This is a genomic window from Comamonas aquatilis (assembly GCF_965139575.1).
In the GTDB taxonomy this organism is placed as follows: Bacteria; Pseudomonadota; Gammaproteobacteria; order Burkholderiales; family Burkholderiaceae_C; genus Comamonas; species Comamonas aquatilis.
This window is the reverse complement of the sequence record NZ_CBCSIW010000003.1, coordinates 356,072-372,525: the sequence shown is the minus strand read 5'-3', so window position 1 is coordinate 372,525 and position 16,454 is coordinate 356,072. Positions and strand designations below refer to the sequence as shown.

At 63.1% G+C, this 16,454-nt stretch carries 14 protein-coding genes; all 14 read right to left on the bottom strand.

Going from position 1 to position 16,454, the window contains the following annotated elements:
• Positions 1-133 precede the first annotated feature (133 nt).
• The 14 genes from ftsA to mraZ all read right to left on the bottom strand — a co-directional run bounded on the left by ftsA (position 134) and on the right by mraZ (position 16,429).
• Positions 134-1,363 carry a cell division protein FtsA gene (gene ftsA / locus ACNAZA_RS06755; protein WP_120971505.1) on the bottom strand — a complete coding sequence of 410 codons (1,230 nt, stop codon included), beginning with the start codon at positions 1,361-1,363 and terminating at the stop codon, positions 134-136.
• Between the two features lie 79 nt (positions 1,364-1,442).
• Positions 1,443-2,249 carry a cell division protein FtsQ/DivIB gene (locus ACNAZA_RS06750; protein ID WP_415795715.1) on the bottom strand — a complete coding sequence of 269 codons (807 nt, stop codon included), beginning with the start codon at positions 2,247-2,249 and terminating at the stop codon, positions 1,443-1,445.
• A complete protein-coding gene (locus ACNAZA_RS06745; RefSeq protein ID WP_415795714.1) occupies positions 2,246-3,220 on the bottom strand; it encodes a D-alanine--D-alanine ligase in 975 nt (324 codons plus the stop codon). Before ACNAZA_RS06745 ends, ACNAZA_RS06750 begins: the two co-directional genes overlap by 4 nt.
• On the bottom strand, positions 3,217-4,650 hold the full coding sequence (gene murC / locus ACNAZA_RS06740; protein WP_415795713.1) for a UDP-N-acetylmuramate--L-alanine ligase: 1,434 nt from the start codon (positions 4,648-4,650) through the stop codon (positions 3,217-3,219). The genes ACNAZA_RS06745 and murC overlap by 4 nt, the downstream gene beginning before the upstream one ends.
• Positions 4,647-5,732 (bottom strand): undecaprenyldiphospho-muramoylpentapeptide beta-N-acetylglucosaminyltransferase, encoded by a 1,086-nt coding sequence (gene murG, locus ACNAZA_RS06735; protein WP_415795711.1) that lies wholly within the window; start codon positions 5,730-5,732, stop codon positions 4,647-4,649. The genes murC and murG overlap by 4 nt, the downstream gene beginning before the upstream one ends.
• Positions 5,729-7,000, bottom strand: a complete 1,272-nt coding sequence (ftsW, locus tag ACNAZA_RS06730; protein WP_415795710.1) for a putative lipid II flippase FtsW — start codon at positions 6,998-7,000, stop codon at positions 5,729-5,731. The genes murG and ftsW overlap by 4 nt, the downstream gene beginning before the upstream one ends.
• Positions 6,997-8,877, bottom strand: coding sequence for a UDP-N-acetylmuramoyl-L-alanine--D-glutamate ligase (gene murD / locus ACNAZA_RS06725; RefSeq protein WP_415795709.1), 1,881 nt, complete (start codon positions 8,875-8,877; stop codon positions 6,997-6,999). The genes ftsW and murD overlap by 4 nt, the downstream gene beginning before the upstream one ends.
• Positions 8,878-8,882: 5 nt before the next feature.
• On the bottom strand, positions 8,883-10,061 hold the full coding sequence (gene mraY / locus ACNAZA_RS06720; RefSeq protein ID WP_120971512.1) for a phospho-N-acetylmuramoyl-pentapeptide-transferase: 1,179 nt from the start codon (positions 10,059-10,061) through the stop codon (positions 8,883-8,885).
• Positions 10,052-11,470: a UDP-N-acetylmuramoyl-tripeptide--D-alanyl-D-alanine ligase gene (locus ACNAZA_RS06715; RefSeq protein ID WP_415795707.1), complete on the bottom strand. Its 1,419-nt coding sequence runs from the start codon at positions 11,468-11,470 to the stop codon at positions 10,052-10,054. The genes mraY and ACNAZA_RS06715 overlap by 10 nt, the downstream gene beginning before the upstream one ends.
• A complete protein-coding gene (locus tag ACNAZA_RS06710; RefSeq protein WP_415795706.1) occupies positions 11,467-12,984 on the bottom strand; it encodes a UDP-N-acetylmuramoyl-L-alanyl-D-glutamate--2,6-diaminopimelate ligase in 1,518 nt (505 codons plus the stop codon). The genes ACNAZA_RS06715 and ACNAZA_RS06710 overlap by 4 nt, the downstream gene beginning before the upstream one ends.
• Positions 12,981-14,729 (bottom strand): peptidoglycan D,D-transpeptidase FtsI family protein, encoded by a 1,749-nt coding sequence (locus ACNAZA_RS06705; protein WP_415795705.1) that lies wholly within the window; start codon positions 14,727-14,729, stop codon positions 12,981-12,983. Before ACNAZA_RS06705 ends, ACNAZA_RS06710 begins: the two co-directional genes overlap by 4 nt.
• The gene (gene ftsL / locus ACNAZA_RS06700; protein ID WP_415795704.1) at positions 14,726-15,013 is read right to left on the bottom strand and encodes a cell division protein FtsL; all 288 of its coding nucleotides are present in this window, start codon (positions 15,011-15,013) and stop codon (positions 14,726-14,728) included. The genes ACNAZA_RS06705 and ftsL overlap by 4 nt, the downstream gene beginning before the upstream one ends.
• Positions 15,014-15,056: 43 nt before the next feature.
• The gene (rsmH, locus tag ACNAZA_RS06695; protein ID WP_415795703.1) at positions 15,057-15,986 is read right to left on the bottom strand and encodes a 16S rRNA (cytosine(1402)-N(4))-methyltransferase RsmH; all 930 of its coding nucleotides are present in this window, start codon (positions 15,984-15,986) and stop codon (positions 15,057-15,059) included.
• Between the two features lie 14 nt (positions 15,987-16,000).
• Positions 16,001-16,429, bottom strand: coding sequence for a division/cell wall cluster transcriptional repressor MraZ (gene mraZ, locus ACNAZA_RS06690; RefSeq protein WP_120971518.1), 429 nt, complete (start codon positions 16,427-16,429; stop codon positions 16,001-16,003).
• Positions 16,430-16,454 lie beyond the last annotated feature (25 nt).

Genomic DNA, 16,454 nt, shown 5'->3' with positions numbered 1-16,454 from the left:
TTCTTTAGTGGTGGATAGTCGCTGCTGTGGAAAAACAATCATTGATTCGTCAGGTGTTCGTCGTCTTCGTCGCCGAAAACGCGAAAAGTCCATCTGGGGCGGACCGGTGATAAACAAGCGATGGCTGCGCATATCAGAAGTTCCCCACGATGAAGTCCTTGAACCGGCCGAAAGCGGTCTTCATGGTTCCGCTTTTCTGGGCTACCTTGAAACCGCGCAAGCGTGCCAGGCGTGCTTCTTCCAGCAGGCCCATTACGGTGGCGGCACGTGGCTGGGCGACCATGTCGGCCAGCGCACTTGAATACTTGGGAATGCCGCGGCGCACGGGCTTGAGGAAGATGTCCTCGCCCAGTTCGATCATTCCGGGCATGACGGCACTGCCGCCGGTCAGTACGATGCCCGAGGACAGCACTTCCTCGTAGCCGGACTCGCGAATCACCTGCTGCACCAGCGAGAAGATTTCCTCGACGCGCGGCTCGATCACGCCGGCCAGCGCCTGCTTGCTGATCATGCGAGGGCTGCGGTCGCCCAGGCCCGGCACTTCCACCTGGGCATCGGGATCGGCCAGCAGTTGCTTGGCATAGCCGCTTTCCACCTTGATGTCTTCGGCATCCTTGGTCGGCGTGCGCAGTGCCATGGCGATATCGCTGGTGATCAGGTCGCCGGCAATCGGGATCACGGCCGTGTGGCGAATCGCGCCGCCGGTGAAGATGGCCACGTCGGTGGCGCCGGCACCGATATCGACCACGGCCACGCCCAGCTCGCGCTCGTCATCGGTCAGCACGGCCTGCGCCGACGCCAGGGGGTTGAGCAGCAGCTGCTCCACTTCCAAGCCGCAGCGGCGCACGCATTTGATGATGTTCTCGGCCGCGCTCTGGGCACCGGTCACGATATGGATCTTGGCTTCCAGACGGATGCCGCTCATGCCGATAGGCTCGCGCACTTCCTGGCCGTCGATCACGAACTCCTGGGCTTCCACCAGCAACAGACGCTGGTCGGACGAGATGTTGATGGCCTTGGCGGTTTCCATCACGCGGGCCAGATCGGTGGGCGAGACTTCCTTGTCCTTGATGGCCACCATGCCGCTGGAGTTGAGACCACGGATGTGACTGCCCGTGATGCCCGTGCACACGCGCTGGATCTTGCAGTCGGCCATCAGCTCGGCCTCCTTCAAAGCCTGCTGAATGCTTTGCACCGTGGCATCGATATTGACCACCACGCCGCGCTTCAAGCCGTTGCTGGGAGCCACGCCCAGCCCTGCCAGCTTGAGCTCGCCGTTGTACCCGACCTCGGCCACCACCGCCATCACCTTGGCCGTGCCGATGTCCAGTCCAACGATCACATCCTTGTATTCTCTTGCCATATCAGCATCCGCCCCCGGTAGGTTCTGTCTTGTCTTTGTCTGTCTGTTGACTGCCTTGCATCTGCGCCCCCGACTCCTGTCAGCGCCGCGCCCGCGCTGCAGCCGCAGCGGGACTGGAGCCCGTGGTCACACCCTTGAGACGCAAGGCATAGCCTTCTTCGTAACGCAAATCGGCGGACTCCAGCGCTTCGGCAGTGCGCCGGTACTGGGAGGTGATCTGCGGCAGCGTGCGCACAAAGCGCTGCACGCGCTGCATCACGTCTTCGTGCGTGCCGCCGCCAAGCTCCAGGGCCGCGCCGTTGTCCAGCGTCATCTGCCAGCTGCCGCGCGCGTTGAGCACCAGGCCATCCACGCTCACATCCAGCGGCTTGAGGGCCGGCACCATCTGGCGGTACATCTTCAGCATGCGGGGCGCCGAGCCTTCAGGCCCTTGCAGACGCGGCAGGCCTTCGCGATCGAGTTCGCCCAGATTGGCTTCAAACACTTCGCCCGCGTTATCCACCAGACCCGAGCCGGTCTCGGGGCCCCAGAAGGCCTCGGCCGTGTGCTCCTTGAGGATGACGCGCAGGCCGTTGGGATACTCGCGGCGCACCTGCGCCTCCCTCACCCACGGCACTTGCTCGAAGGTTTCCTTGGCAGACTTGAGGTTGACCGTAAAGAAGTTGCCCTTGAGCACCGGCGCCACATTGGCACGCAGCGTCACGGCGTTGTTGTGCTGCAGCTCACCCTCGACCACGATGCGCCCGATATTGAAAGCCGGCGTTCGCATCAGCCACCAGCCCAGCGCAGCCACCAGCAACGCCAGACAACCCATGAACAGCACCGTGGCGGTGATGTTCATGAGTCTGACGTCAAAGGGGACGGCTGAGGGCTGGCTGCGATTCATACGTGCTCCGCTTCTCCGTCGTCCAGTGCGCTGCTGGCCAGCAGGCCCAGGCACAGGTTTTCATAGCTCACGCCGGTGGCACGCGCAGCCATGGGGACGAGAGAATGCCCGGTCATGCCCGGCGAGGTATTGATCTCCAGCAAGAAAGGCTTGCGATCGCTGGCGCGGATCATGATGTCGGCACGCGCCCAGCCCCGGCAGCCCAGGGTGCGGAAGGACTTTTCCACCAGTTCCTGGATGGCTTTTTCTTCCTGCTCGGGCAGACCGCTGGGGCAGTGGTACTGGGTGGTGTCCGTGAAGTACTTGTTCTGATAGTCGTAATTGCCTTCGGGCGCCACGATGCGGATCACGGGCAAGGCATGGGCAGCAGCACCGCTGCCAATTACCGGGCAGGTGGTCTCGTCGCCGGCAATGAATTCCTCGCACAGCACTTCGGCGTCGTATTGGGCCGCCAGCGCATAGGCCTGGGCGCATTGATCGGCCGTCATCACCTTGGTCAGGCCCATGCTGGAGCCATCGCGCGCCGGCTTGACGATCATGGGCGCACCCAGCGCCTGGAATGCGGCCAGCGTGTCTTCGGTGCTGGCGACCATGCGCCAGTCAGGCGTGGACAGACCCTCAAAGCGCCAGATGCGCTTGGTCATGATCTTGTCCATGGCAATACTGGAAGCCATGACGCCCGAGCCGGTATAGGGAATGCCCAGCAACTCCAGCGCACCCTGCACCGTGCCGTCTTCACCAAAGCGGCCGTGCAAGGCGATAAAGCAGCGGTCAAAGCCTTGTACCTTGAGCTGATCCAGCCCCTGCTCTGCCGGGTCGAACTTGTGGGCATTCACGCCCTTGGACTGCAGCGCCGCCAGCACGCCGGTGCCGGACATCAGCGAGACTTCGCGCTCGGACGAGCGACCGCCCATGAGCACGGCCACCTTGCCCAGGGCCTTGACATCAATATTGGTACCGAATGTGCTCATTGCGCGCTCCCTTGCTGCGCGTTCAGCTCATTTTTTTGAAGCATCTCAACCAACTTTCCGGGCACGGCACCAATGGAGCCCGCCCCCATGCACAGCAACACATCACCGCCGAGCGCATTGGCCGCGATGGCGGCCGGCAGATCGGCAATGTTTTCCACAAACACCGGCTCCACCTTGCCGGCCACACGCAGGGCGCGGGCCAGAGAGCGGCCGTCGGCGGCCACTATGGGAGTTTCGCCGGCGGCGTACACCTCGCCCAGCAGCACGGAATCTGCGCTGCCGATAACCTTCACAAAGTCTTCAAAACAATCGCGCGTACGGCTGTAGCGGTGCGGCTGAAAGGCCAGCACCAGGCGTTGACCGGGGAAGGCGCCACGGGCCGCAGCCAGGGTGGCTGCCATTTCCACCGGGTGGTGGCCGTAGTCGTCGATGACGGTGAAGGTGCCGCCATTGCTGGCAGGCAGATCGCCGTAGCGCTGAAAGCGGCGGCCCACGCCCTTGAAACCATCGAGAGCACGCAGCAGGGCTTCGTCCGAGATTTCCAGCTCCATGGCCACCGCCACGGCCGACAGGGCGTTGAGCACGTTGTGCTCGCCGGGCAGGCTCAGCACGACTTCGATATCCGGGTAGCTCTGGCCGTTCTGGCGGCGCACGGTAAAGCGCATGCGGCCGGCTTCGGCGCGCACATTGACGGCGCGCACCTGGGCATCTTCGGCAAAGCCGTAGGTGGTCACGGGGCGCGCCACCTGGGGCAGTATCTCGCGCACGGCCGGGCTGTCTATGCAGACGATGGCACGGCCATAAAAAGGCATGCGGTGCAGAAAATCGACGAAAGCGCCCTTGAGACGGCCGAAGTCATGGCCGTAGGTTTCCATGTGGTCGGCGTCGATGTTCGTGACCACGGCCATCACCGGCAACAGGTTCAGGAAGGAGGCATCGGACTCGTCGGCCTCGACCACGATGTAGTCGCCCTGACCCAGCTTGGCATTGGCGCCGGCACTGTTGAGCTTGCCGCCGATCACGAACGTGGGGTCCAGCCCCGCCTCGGCCAGCACGCTGGTGACCAGGCTGGTGGTCGTGGTCTTGCCGTGGGCACCGGCAATCGCAATGCCCTGCTTGAAGCGCATCAGCTCGGCCAGCATCAGCGCGCGGGGCACGACGGGAATCTTTTTCTCGCGGGCGGCGATGACCTCGGGGTTGTCGGCCTGCACGGCAGTGGACGTGACCACGGCTTCGACGCCGGTCACATTCTCGGCAGCGTGGCCCACAAAGGTCTTGATGCCCAGGCTGGCCAGGCGGCGCAGCGTGGCGCTATCGGACAGATCCGAACCCGAAATCACGTAGCCCAGGTTGTGCAGGACTTCGGCAATGCCGCTCATTCCGGCGCCGCCAATACCGACAAAGTGAATGTGATGAATGGCGTGTTTCATGCGGCCAACTCCTCACAAGCGGCGACCACTTGTTCAGTGGCATGGATTTTTTGCATTTTTTTAGCTTGTTCTGCGCGCTCCAGCAGCGTCGCACGCTGCATATTTTGTAGCATTTCAGCCAACCCTTGTGCAGTCAGCGTGCTTTGCGGCATCAGCCAGCCGGCACCTTGATCCACAAGAAAGCGCGCATTGGTCGTCTGGTGGTCATCCACCGCGGCCGGGAAGGGAACATAAATCGCCGCCGCACCCACGGCAGCGATCTCGGTCACGGTGCTGGCCCCGGCACGGCAGACGATGATGTCGGCATCGGCAAAGGCCTGGGCCGTATCCTCGATAAAAGGCGTCAGCTCGGCGGCCACGCCGGCAGCGGCGTAGTTGGCGCGCAGCGCATCAATCTGGGCCGCGCCGCTTTGATGGGTCACCGTAGGGCGCAGGCCCGCAGGAATCAGAGCCAGCGCCTGCGGCACGATGTCGTTCAAGGCCCTGGCGCCCAGGCTGCCGCCCACCACCAACAGCTTGAGCGGACCGGAGCGGCCGGCAAAGCGCTCTGCCGGCGTCGGCTGAGCGATAAAAGCCTTGCGCAGCGGATTGCCCACCCATTCGCCCTTGGCGAACACCTGAGGGAAAGCCGTGAACACGCGCTTGGCCACGGCTGCCACCACCTTGTTGGCCATGCCGGCCACGGAGTTCTGTTCGTGCAAGACCACGGGCTTGCCGGCCATCGCCGCCATCAGCCCGCCGGGTACCGTGAGATAGCCGCCCAGGCCTATGACCACATCGGGCTGGACGCGCTGCATCACGCCACGGGCTTGCGAGAAGGCCTTGAGCAGACGGGCCGGCAGCATGAGCAAGGTCTTGAGACCCTTGCCGCGCACACCGCCGAACTCTATGGTTTCCAGCACAAAGCCATGGGGCGGCACGATGCGCGACTCCATGGAGCCCGGCGCACCCAGCCAGTGCACATTCCAGCCGCGCGCGCGCAGCTCCTGAGCCACGGCCAGACCGGGGAAAATATGACCGCCCGTTCCGCCCGCCATTACCAGGGCGGTGCGTTGCTTGTTTTTCGGGATGGGGAGACTCATGCGTGACCTCCCTTCATCAGCAGCTTGTTTTCGTAATCGACTCTGAGCACCACGGCTATCGCTATCAAATTCATCAAAATGGCGGAACCGCCAAAACTCATTAACGGCAGAGTCAGGCCTTTGGTTGGCAAGGCGCCCAAATTAACGCCCATATTGATAAAGGCCTGAAAGCCCATCCAGATGGCAATGCCCTCGGCCACCAGACCGGCAAACACCCGGTCGAGCGCAATGGCGCGGCGGCCGATGAGCATGATGCGACGGGTCAGCCACAGAAAGGTCACGGCGATCAGCAGCACGCCGACCAGGCCGAACTCTTCGCCGATCACGGCCAACAAGAAGTCGGTATGCGCCTCGGGCAGCCAGTGCAGCTTTTCCACGCTGCGGCCCAGACCCACGCCGAAGATCTCGCCCCGCCCAATGGCAATCAGCGCGTGCGAGAGCTGGTAGCCCTTGCCCAGCGCATGCTTTTCGTCCCAGGGATCGAGATAGGCAAAAATGCGTTCGCGGCGCCACTCGGAGGTGGCGATGATCATCACAAAGGCCAGCACCACCAGCAGGGCGATGATGAAGAACATGCGGGCATTCACGCCACCCAGAAACAGAATCCCCATGGAGATCACCACGATCACCATGAAAGCCCCCATATCGGGCTCGGCCAGCAGCAACACGCCCACCACCAGCACCGCCAGCCCCATGGGCAGCACGGCACGGAAGAAGCGCTCCTTGACCTCCATCTTGCGCACCATGTAGTCGGCGGCATAGATCAGCGTCGCGAACTTGGCCAGCTCCGAGGGCTGGAAATTCATGATGCCCAGCGACAGCCAGCGCCGCGCGCCGTTGACCACCGTACCCACATGCGGTATCAGCACCAGCACCAGCAGGAAAATGGACAGCAGAAACAGCTTGCGCGCCACTTTCTCCCAGATGGCAATCGGCACCTGAAAGGCCAGCAAGGCCGCCACGAAAGCCATGCCTATGGACATGGCATGGCGCAGCAGAAAGTGATAGGGCTCGATCTTGCCAAAGCGCGGGTTGTCCGGCATCGCAATCGATGCCGAATACACCATGACCAGACTCCAGGCCAGCAGACCGATCACCACCCAGATCAAAGCCAGATCCAGACCCAGCACGCTGGCCGGGGTTTGAGTGGGACGGTCGTATTGCGGCCCGCCCACGCGCACGGGCAGCACGTCGATGGGCTTGTCCACCGCGCTCGTGAACCATGAGCGCACGCGGCTGGTGATGCTGGTCAGGGCTGCGGCTGTCATGCGCCCTCCTCCAGTTGCTGGCCGGCATCCAGCGCCAGATTGCGCACCGCACCCACAAACTGGTGGGCGCGATCGGCATAGTCCTTGAACATGTCCATGCTGGCGCAAGCTGGCGAGAGCAGCACGGCGTCATTGGCATGGGCCAGCTGGGCGCACTTTTGCACCGCATCGGCCATGGTGCTGGCGTCCTGCAGGGTGACGCCGCAATCGGCCAGCGCTTCGCGGATCAGCGGCGCATCCTGGCCTATCAGCACGGCGGCACGTACATAGCGCGATACCGGTGCGGCCAGGGGCGCAAAATCCTGGCCCTTGCCCAGGCCGCCGAGAATCACCACGATGCGGTGGTCCGGCCCCAGGCCCATGAGAGCCGCTACCGTGGCCCCCACATTCGTGCCCTTGCTGTCGTCGAAATACTCCACATCGCTGACCCGGCCCAGAGGCTGGACGCGGTGGGGTTCGCCCCGGTATTCGCGCAGGCCGAAGAGCAGCGGAGCCAGCGTGCAGCCGGTGGCCGTGGCCAGAGCCAGGGCCGACAGCGCGTTGATGGCGTTGTGGCGGCCGCGAATGCGCAGCGCATCCGCAGGCATCAGGCGCTGAATGTGCAGATCGTCCACATGCTTGCCCTTGGAGGTCTCGTCAGCCTCGTGGGCGCGCACCAGCCATGTCATGCCGTTGACCACTTCCAGGCCAAAATCGCCGGGGCGGCGCGGCATGTCGCCACCAAAGGTGACATGGGCGCGCTGGAAAGTCTTGCCGCGCTTGCCGGGAATCGCCACCGGCGCAGCCAGCATGGCCATCACCATGGCGTCTTCGCGGTTGAGCACCATCAGGCCCTGCTCGCCAAAGATGCGGGCCTTGGCATCGGCATAAGCCTGCAGGCTGCCGTGCCAGTCCAGATGGTCTTGCGAGATATTGAGCACGGCACCGGCCGTGGGCTCGAAACCCTGGCAGTCGTCGAGCTGAAAGCTGGACAGCTCCAGCACCCAGGCCTGGGGCAGGCTCTCGCCATCAATGCGCGCGGCCAGCGTGTCAAGCAGCGTCGGGCCGATATTGCCCGCCACACCCACGCTGATGCCGGCATGCTCGAGCAGCTGGCCGGTCAGCGAAGTCACCGTGGTCTTGCCATTGGTACCGGTAATGCCCAGCACCCTGGGCGCATAGCCGTGGGCCTCTTTCAAGCCCTTGAGCGCCAGGGCGAACAAATCCAGCTCGCCACCCACGGGCAGACCGATGCTACGCGCGGCGTTGAACACGGCGGCCACCGTGGCAGGGCTCAGGCCCGGCGAACGGTAGACGGCGCTCAGGCTCTGGCCGTCGACCAGATCGGCGCCAAAGCTGCCGGCCACAAAACGCACACCCGGAAGTTCGGCTTGCAAGGTCGCCAGATGCGGCGGCGCATCGCGGGTGTCGGCCACCGTCACTTCGGCACCGGCACGCACGCACCAGCGCGCCATGGCGATGCCCGAAATGCCCAGGCCCAGAATCAGCACGCGCCGACCCTGCAGATGTTGCTGGGCTGCCTGCGGCCAGAGCTGGGGCACGGGTGGCAACTCCACCACGGGCTCGGCCTCCTCTTCCACCGCCGCGGTCACCTCGACATCCGTCGCATCGGACACGCTGGGATCGGCAAAGATCTGGGCTACAAAAGCCTCGGCATCCCTGGCGGCCGTCAGCGTGGAGACATCGGGAATGGCTTCAGGAATGATTTCAAAGGGCGCTACGCTTTCAGAAGCAGATTGCGCATCAATCACCTGGATTTCAGGCATTTTTTGCTCTGAAATCGCCACATCATCAGCAGTTGCTGCTTGCAAGGGCATAGCATCCGCCGGCGCATCCTGCAGCGCCTGATCCTGGGTCTTGAAGTCTTCGTCTTGCATGGCGACTACCTCAGCTTCAGGGTGGACAGGCCCAGCAGGCACAGCAGCATGGTGATGATCCAGAAGCGGGTCACCACCTGGGTTTCCTTCCAGCCACTCTTTTCAAAGTGGTGGTGCAGCGGCGCCATCTTCAGGAGACGGCGGCCTTCGCCATAGCGCTTCTTGGTGTACTTGAAGTAAGTCACCTGCAGCATCACGGACACGGCCTCGGCCACAAAAATGCCACCCATCACGGCCAGCACGATTTCCTGACGCACGATCACGGCAATCGTGCCCAGGGCCGCGCCCAGGGCCAGAGCGCCCACGTCGCCCATGAACACCTGTGCCGGGTGGGCATTGAACCAGAGGAAGGCCAGACCGGCGCCGGCCATGGCGCCACAGAACACCATCAGCTCGCCGGAGCCGGGAATGCTGGGGAACAGCAGGTATTTGGCGTAAGTGGTGTTGCCGGTCACATAGGCAAAAATGCCCAGCGCCGTGCCCACCATGATGACGGGCATGATGGCCAGGCCATCCAGGCCGTCGGTCAGATTGACGGCATTGCTGGCGCCCACGATCACCAGGTAGGTCATGATCACAAAACCCAGCACGCCCAGCGGATAGTTGACTTCCTTGAAAAAGGGCACGATCAGACCAGCCTTGGGCGGCAGATCCATGGAAAAGCCCGATTGAATCCAGGAGATGAACAGCTCGAACACCTGGGCATTGCTGTTCTCGGAAATGCAGAACACCAGATACAGCGCCGCCAGCAGGCCGATCACCGACTGCCAGAAGTACTTCTCGCCCGAGCGCATGCCTTCGGGGTCTTTGTTGACAACCTTGCGCCAGTCATCCACCCAGCCAATGGCACCAAAGCCCAGGGTGACCAGCAACACGATCCAGACAAAGCGGTTGGACAGGTCGAACCACAGCAAGGTGGAGACGGCGATGGAAAACAGAATCAGCACTCCGCCCATGGTGGGCGTGCCGTTCTTGGCCAGATGGGTTTCCATGGCGTAGCCGCGCACGGGCTGGCCAATCTTGAGCGCGGTCAGCATGCGTATGGCCTTGGGGCCTATGAACAGGCCGAGCAGCAAGGCGGTGACGGCGGCCATCACGGCACGCAGCGTCAGGTACTGGAAGACGCGCAAAAAGCCGAATTCTGGCGACAGGCCTTGCAGCCATTGGGCAAGCATCAGCAGCATGCGGCCTCCTTGGAGTTGCCCTGCACCTTGCTTGCGCAGGCTTCGATCGCCTGCACCACTTGCTCCATCTTCATGAACCGCGAACCTTTGACCAACACGCTGCCCACCTGGGGCAATACCTTGCACACGGCCTCTTGAAGCGCCTGCATGCTATCGAAATGAGTAGCCCCGGCGCCAAAGGCGGCCACGGCGAAAGCGCTTTGCTCACCCAGAGCAAAGAACTGGGGAATGCCTTGTTGCTGCGCCAGCACACCGGCTTCGGCATGGAACTGCGGGCCGTTATCGCCCACCTCGCCCATATCGCCCAGCACCAGCAATTGCGGTGCCGGCAGCTCGCTGAGCACCTCGATGGCGGCGGCCACGGAATCGGGGTTGGCGTTATAGCTGTCGTCAACCACGGTCACGCTCTTGCCGCCAGCCGTTACCGACAGCGCACGCGAACGACCCGTCACCGGCTCGAACGCCGTCAGCCCTTGCGCAATGGCAGCCAGCGGCACACCGGCCGCATGGGCGCAGGCCGCTGCAGCCAGGGCATTGCGCACATTGTGGCGACCGGCAATATGCAGCTGCACGGCGGCCTTGCCTTGGGGCGTATGCAGCTCGAATGCCCAGGCACCGTTGCTCCAGACTACATCGCTGGCAAACACCTGGGCACCGTCTTCGGCTTGCCCAAACATCAGACTGGGGCGGCCTGCCGCCAGCTCGCTCCACAGCGCGGTGTAGGTATCACCTGCAGGAAAGATGGCCGTGCCGTCCTGAGGCAGAAAGCTCAGCACCGAGCCGTTTTCACGCGCCACGGCTTCCACCGTGTGCATGAACTCCTGGTGCTCGCGCTGGGCGTTGTTCACCAAGGCCACCGTGGGTTGGCCGATGGCGGCCAGCTCGGCAATTTCGCCGGGGTGGTTCATGCCCATCTCCAGCACGGCAATGCGGTGCTCGCCGCTCATGCGCAGCAGGTTCAGCGGCATGCCTATGGAGTTGTTGAAGTTGCCGCGGGTGGCCAGAGCGGCCTCACCTGCATGGGTGCGCAGTATGGAAGCGATCATCTGCGTCACCGTGGTCTTGCCGTTGCTGCCGGTCACGGCAATCAAGGGCAGATCGAACTGGGCGCGCCAAGCACGGGCTAGTGCGCCCAGGGCCAGCAAGGTGTCCGGCACTTCAATGCCGCTGATGCCGGCCTCGCTCAGCCCATGGCTGGCAATGGCGGCAGCAGCGCCGGCCGCTTGCGCCTGGGGTAGAAAGCTGTGGGCGTCAAAACGCTCGCCCTTCAAGGCCACAAACAGGTCGCCGGGCTGCAGCGTACGGGTATCGGTGTGCACGCGCGCAAGCACGGTCTGACCGTCACCGATCAAACGGGCTGCGGGGATATGCGTCTGGATCAGCTCCAGCGCTTTTGCCAAGGTCATCATGACCGTTTCTTTCCTTCGCGGGCTGCAAGCGCTTTTTGCGCTTCAGCCATGTCGGAGAACGGCTGGCGCACGCCATTCGTCTCCTGATAGTCCTCATGTCCCTTGCCTGCAATCAGCACCACATCGCGTGCATCGGCATGGGCCAGCGCCTGGGCAATGGCCGCCGCGCGGTCGGCCTGGACATGCAGGTTTTCACCCGGCTGCATGCCGGCCAGAATCTGGTCGATGATGCGGTCAGGCACTTCGCTGCGCGGGTTGTCACTGGTGACGAGCACGCAGTCGGCATAGGTTTGGGCAGCCTGACCCATGAGCGGACGCTTGGTGTTGTCGCGGTCGCCGCCACAGCCAAACACGCACCACAACTTGCCGCCGCGTTGCTGAGCCGCAGGTTGCAAAGCCCGCAGGGCTTTTTCCAGCGCATCGGGCGTGTGGGCATAGTCCACGGCCACCAGCGGCTGGTCGGCCTGCACGATTTGCTGCATGCGGCCGGGCACAGGCTCCAGATCGGCACAGGCAGCCACGGCCTGGTCCAGACTCAGGCCCAGGCTGCGCAAGGCTGCCAGCACGCCCAGCAGATTGGAGACGTTGTACTGGCCGACCAGGCGCGTATTCATGCGCAGGCTGTGGCCGGCTTCCAGCACCGTAAAGCACAGGCCTTGCTCGCCCAGGCGGATGTCCTTGGCCTGCAAACGGGCCGGGCCCTGAATGGAGACGCTCCAGACATCCAGCGCCCCGGCCTGCAGCTTGGCCCAGAGTCTGGCGCCATGCGTGTCATCGATATTGATCACCGCCGCCTGCAACCCGGGCCAGGAAAACAGCTTGGCCTTGGCCTGCCAATAGGCATCCATGCTGCCGTGGTAGTCTAGGTGGTCTTGCGTGAAATTGGTGAACAAGGCCACGCGGATCTTGGTGCCGTCCAGGCGGTGCTCGACTATGCCTATGGACGAGGCTTCGATGGCACAGGCCGCCAGCCCCGCATCGGCATATTCGCGAAACGCCCGCTGCAGGCGCACGGGATCGGGCGTGGTCAGGCCCGTGTATTCCAGATCCGGCGGAACGCCCACACCCAAAGTGCCCACCAGCGCACAACCCATGCGCGCTTGCAGCTTCACTTTTGATAGTGCGTAGGCCAACCACCATGCCGTGGTTGTCTTGCCATTGGTGCCGGTCACCGCCAGCACATCCAGCTCGCCACTGGGATGGGCAAACCATTGGTCGGCAATCAGGCCGGTGGCGGCCTTGAGCCCCGGCAAAGCTGCAATCCTGTCGCCTTGCAGCGCAAAGGTTTCCAGACCTTGCGCCTCGACCAGAACGGCTGCTGCGCCCAGCTCCAGCGCGCGGGCCACAAAGGCCCGGCCGTCGGTGGCCGCGCCGGGCCAGGCAATAAAGGCATCGCCAGCCCTGACCTTGCGGCTGTCGGTCTGCAGATCACCCGGCACGCGTGCGCGCAGCCAGGCCACGGCGTCAGCAGCCGTGTTCAGATGTTGAATGGGAAAATGTTGGGAAGTACTCATAGCACAGGCTCCTCAGCCGGGGCGGCCACAATCTGAGGCTTGACTTCCTTGTCGGGCTGAACGCCCATTAAACGCAGCGACTGCTGCACCACATCGGCAAAGACGGGACCGGCCACAGTGCCGCCGTAGTAAGAACCCACCGTGGGTTCATCCACCATGACGGCGACGATGATGCGCGGCTTATCGATAGGAGCCATGCCGGTGAACCAGGCGCGGTATTTGCCGGCGGCGTAGTTCTTGCCCACCTGCTTGCGGGCCGTACCCGACTTGCCGCCAATGGTGTAACCCTCGGCCTGGGCCTTTTGCCCGGTACCACCGGGGCCGGCAGCCAGCCACAGCATGTGACGCACCTCGGCGGCGTTCTCGGCCGAGAACACACGCACGCCCACCGGAGGCTCGGTGACCTTCAGAATGGTGCCTGGAATGATGTTGCCGTCATTGGAGAACACGGTGTAGGAACGCGCCATCTGGAACAGCGACGCCGACAGTCCGTAGCCATAGGACATGGTGGCCTGCTCGATAGGCTTCCAGGTCTTCCAGGCACGCAGACGCCCGGAAACTGCACCGGGGAACTGGATCTGCGGCTTCTGGCCGAAACCCACAGCGCTGAAGAACTCCCACATTTCCTGGGGCGACAGCTTTTGCGCCACCTTGGTCGCACCCACGTTGCTGGACTTCTGAATCACGCCTTCCACCGACAGCGCGCCGTAGTTGTGCGTATCGGTGATGGTGGAACCCGTCACGGTATAGCGTCCGGGGGCGGTATCGATGATGGTCGAAGGCTTGACGCGCTTGAGCTCCAGCGCCGTGGCGATGGTCAGGGGCTTCATGGTCGAGCCCGGCTCGAAGGTGTCGGTCAGCGCGCGATTGCGCAACTGCTCGCCCGTCAGATTCTTGCGGTGACCCGGGTCGTAACTGGGATAGTTGGCCAAGGCCAGCAATTCGCCGGTATGCGCGTCCATGACCACCACGCTGCCGGCCTTGGCCTTGAACGTCTCGACCTGCTGCTTGAGCTTTTGGTAGGCGTAGTACTGGATCTTGCTGTCCACGGACAGCTGGATGTCCTGGCCGTCCTGCGGCGGTACTTCCTCGCCCACGCCTTCCACCACGCGACCCAGGCGGTCTTTGATCACACGGCGCGAACCGGGCTTGCCGGCCAGCTCCTTATCGAAGCCCAGCTCCATGCCTTCCTGGCCGTGGTCTTCCACATTGGTGAAGCCCACGATGTGGGCCGCAGACTCGCCTTCGGGATACTGGCGCTTGTATTCCTTGCGGTTGTAGATGCCCTTGATATTGAGCGCCACAATCTTCTGACCCACTTCCCAGTCCAGCTGGCGCTTGATCCAGACAAAAGTCTTGTCCTCGTCACCGAGCTTGGCCATCAGCGTGGCCAGGGGCACGTCCATCAGCTTGGCTGCTTCCTGCAGCTTTTGCTTGATCTCGGGGTCGTTCAAATCCACGTCTTCGGGAATCGCCCAGATGCTGGCCGCGGGAACGCTGGAGGCCAGAATCAGCCCGTTGCGATCCAGCAGGCGGCCGCGATTGGCGGGCAACTCCAGCGTGCGCGCAAAACGTACCAGGCCCTGGCGCTTGAAGAAGTCATTGCCAAACACCTGCACATAGGCCGCGCGAGCGCCCAGGCCCACAAAGCCCAGGGCCAGCATGGCCACAATCATCTTGCTGCGCCAAAGCGGCGTCTTGGACGCCAGCAAAGGGCTGGTGGTGTAGAGCACGCTGCGTGTCATCGAACCGCTCCCGCACTGGCCACACCATCCTTCACATATTGCGAGATGCCCGGCGAAGCGGGCTTCATCTGCAGCTTCTCGCGCGCCAGCGTCTCTATGCGCTGGGGCGTTGCCTGGGCACGCTTTTCCACCTGCAGGCGCAACTGATCCGTGGCCAGGCGGCGCGCCTCGGCTTCGGCACGGTCCAGCTCGGTGAACAGCTTGCGCGACTCATACTGGGTTTGCACCAGAAAGATGGCGCTAGCCATCACGGTCACGAGCAGCAACAGGTTCAGGCGCAGCATGGCAGCCCTTCCTGTGATGTGAGCTTGGGGGCCCACTGATATGTCATGCAGGCACCTCGGTGCGTTCGGCAACGCGCATCACGGCAGAGCGTGAACGCGGATTGCCGTCGACTTCAGCCACGCTGGGCTTGATACGGTCCAGCGCCTTCAGACGCATGGGCGTGGGCAAGGCAAAGGGCGCACGGCGGTCGTACACCTCTTTGGAATGCTTGGCGATGAACTGCTTGACGATGCGGTCTTCCAGCGAGTGAAAGCTGATGACCACCAGTCGACCGCCCGGAGCCAGCACACGCAGGCTGGCCTCTAGTGCCTGTTCGAGCTCCTGAAGCTCGGCATTGATGAAAATCCGAAGAGCCTGGAAGGTGCGTGTTGCCGGATTTTGCCCAGCCTCGCGGGTCTTGACTGCGCCAGCCACGAGCTGGGCAAGCTCGGCGGTGGTGCGAAGTGGCCCCTGGCTCTCGCGCCTCGCAACAATCGCCTTTGCAATGGGGCCAGCAAACCGTTCTTCACCGTAGTCACGTATCACCTCCGCAATCTGCTGCACTTCCGCATCTTCAAGCCACTCGGCCACGCTCTGGCCACGCGTGGTGTCCATGCGCATATCCAGTGGTCCGTCAAAACGGAAGCTGAAGCCCCGGTCCGGGTTGTCGATCTGGGGCGAGCTCACCCCCAGGTCCATCAGCACGCCTTGCACGCTGGCCTCTGGCAGCTCGCCCAGGTGCTTGAACCCTTCGTGCCGAATCGAAAAACGCGCATCGGTGATGCGCGCCGCTTCAGCGATTGCGTCCAGATCCTTGTCGAACGCAGTCAGTCTTGCGTCCGGCCCCAACCTCTGCAGGAGCAGGCGGGAGTGACCTCCGCGCCCGAACGTTGCATCCACCCACTGGCCTGCGGGTTGCGCGGACACGCCACCCAGCATTGCGTCCACGGCCTCATTGAGCAAAACGGTGATGTGTTGCAACGGCTGATTCACAAGCACGTCTCTTCCTAAAAAACAAAATCCTGGAAAGCCGCAGGCATTTCTTCCTGCATGGCTTGCGCTTCACGTGCCTCATAAGTGGCCTTGTCCCACAGCTCGAAATGGTTACCCATTCCCAGCAGCACGACTTCCTTGGTCAGGCCTGCGGCCTGGCGCAATTCCGGCGAAACCAGCAAACGACCGGTTCCATCCATTTCAGCGTCCATGGCATTGCCCAGAAAAATGCGCTTCCACCACTGGGCGTTCATGGGCATCTGGGCAATACGTTCGCGAAACTCCAGCCACTCTGGGCGGGGGAACAACATCAGGCAACCGTGGGGGTGCTTGGTGAAGGTCACCTGACCTTCGGCCATGGACATCAGGGCGTCACGATGCCGGGTCGGCACTGAAAGCCGCCCCTTTCCATCGAGATGCAGAGAAGACGCCCCTTGAAACACGGTGAGCTACCTCGGTTGGTTCAAG

Coding starts and splice junctions, on each gene's coding strand:
- murC (WP_415795713.1), bottom strand. CDS start 4,650: ATGAAACACGCCATTCATCACATTCACTTTGTCGGTATTGGCGGCGCC.
- ftsA (WP_120971505.1), bottom strand. CDS start 1,363: ATGGCAAGAGAATACAAGGATGTGATCGTTGGACTGGACATCGGCACG.
- ACNAZA_RS06715 (WP_415795707.1), bottom strand. CDS start 11,470: ATGATGACCTTGGCAAAAGCGCTGGAGCTGATCCAGACGCATATCCCC.
- murG (WP_415795711.1), bottom strand. CDS start 5,732: ATGAGTCTCCCCATCCCGAAAAACAAGCAACGCACCGCCCTGGTAATG.
- ACNAZA_RS06710 (WP_415795706.1), bottom strand. CDS start 12,984: ATGAGTACTTCCCAACATTTTCCCATTCAACATCTGAACACGGCTGCT.
- ACNAZA_RS06750 (WP_415795715.1), bottom strand. CDS start 2,249: ATGAATCGCAGCCAGCCCTCAGCCGTCCCCTTTGACGTCAGACTCATG.
- ACNAZA_RS06745 (WP_415795714.1), bottom strand. CDS start 3,220: ATGAGCACATTCGGTACCAATATTGATGTCAAGGCCCTGGGCAAGGTG.
- murD (WP_415795709.1), bottom strand. CDS start 8,877: ATGCAAGACGAAGACTTCAAGACCCAGGATCAGGCGCTGCAGGATGCG.
- mraY (WP_120971512.1), bottom strand. CDS start 10,061: ATGCTGCTGATGCTTGCCCAATGGCTGCAAGGCCTGTCGCCAGAATTC.
- ACNAZA_RS06705 (WP_415795705.1), bottom strand. CDS start 14,729: ATGACACGCAGCGTGCTCTACACCACCAGCCCTTTGCTGGCGTCCAAG.
- ftsW (WP_415795710.1), bottom strand. CDS start 7,000: ATGACAGCCGCAGCCCTGACCAGCATCACCAGCCGCGTGCGCTCATGG.
- ftsL (WP_415795704.1), bottom strand. CDS start 15,013: ATGCTGCGCCTGAACCTGTTGCTGCTCGTGACCGTGATGGCTAGCGCC.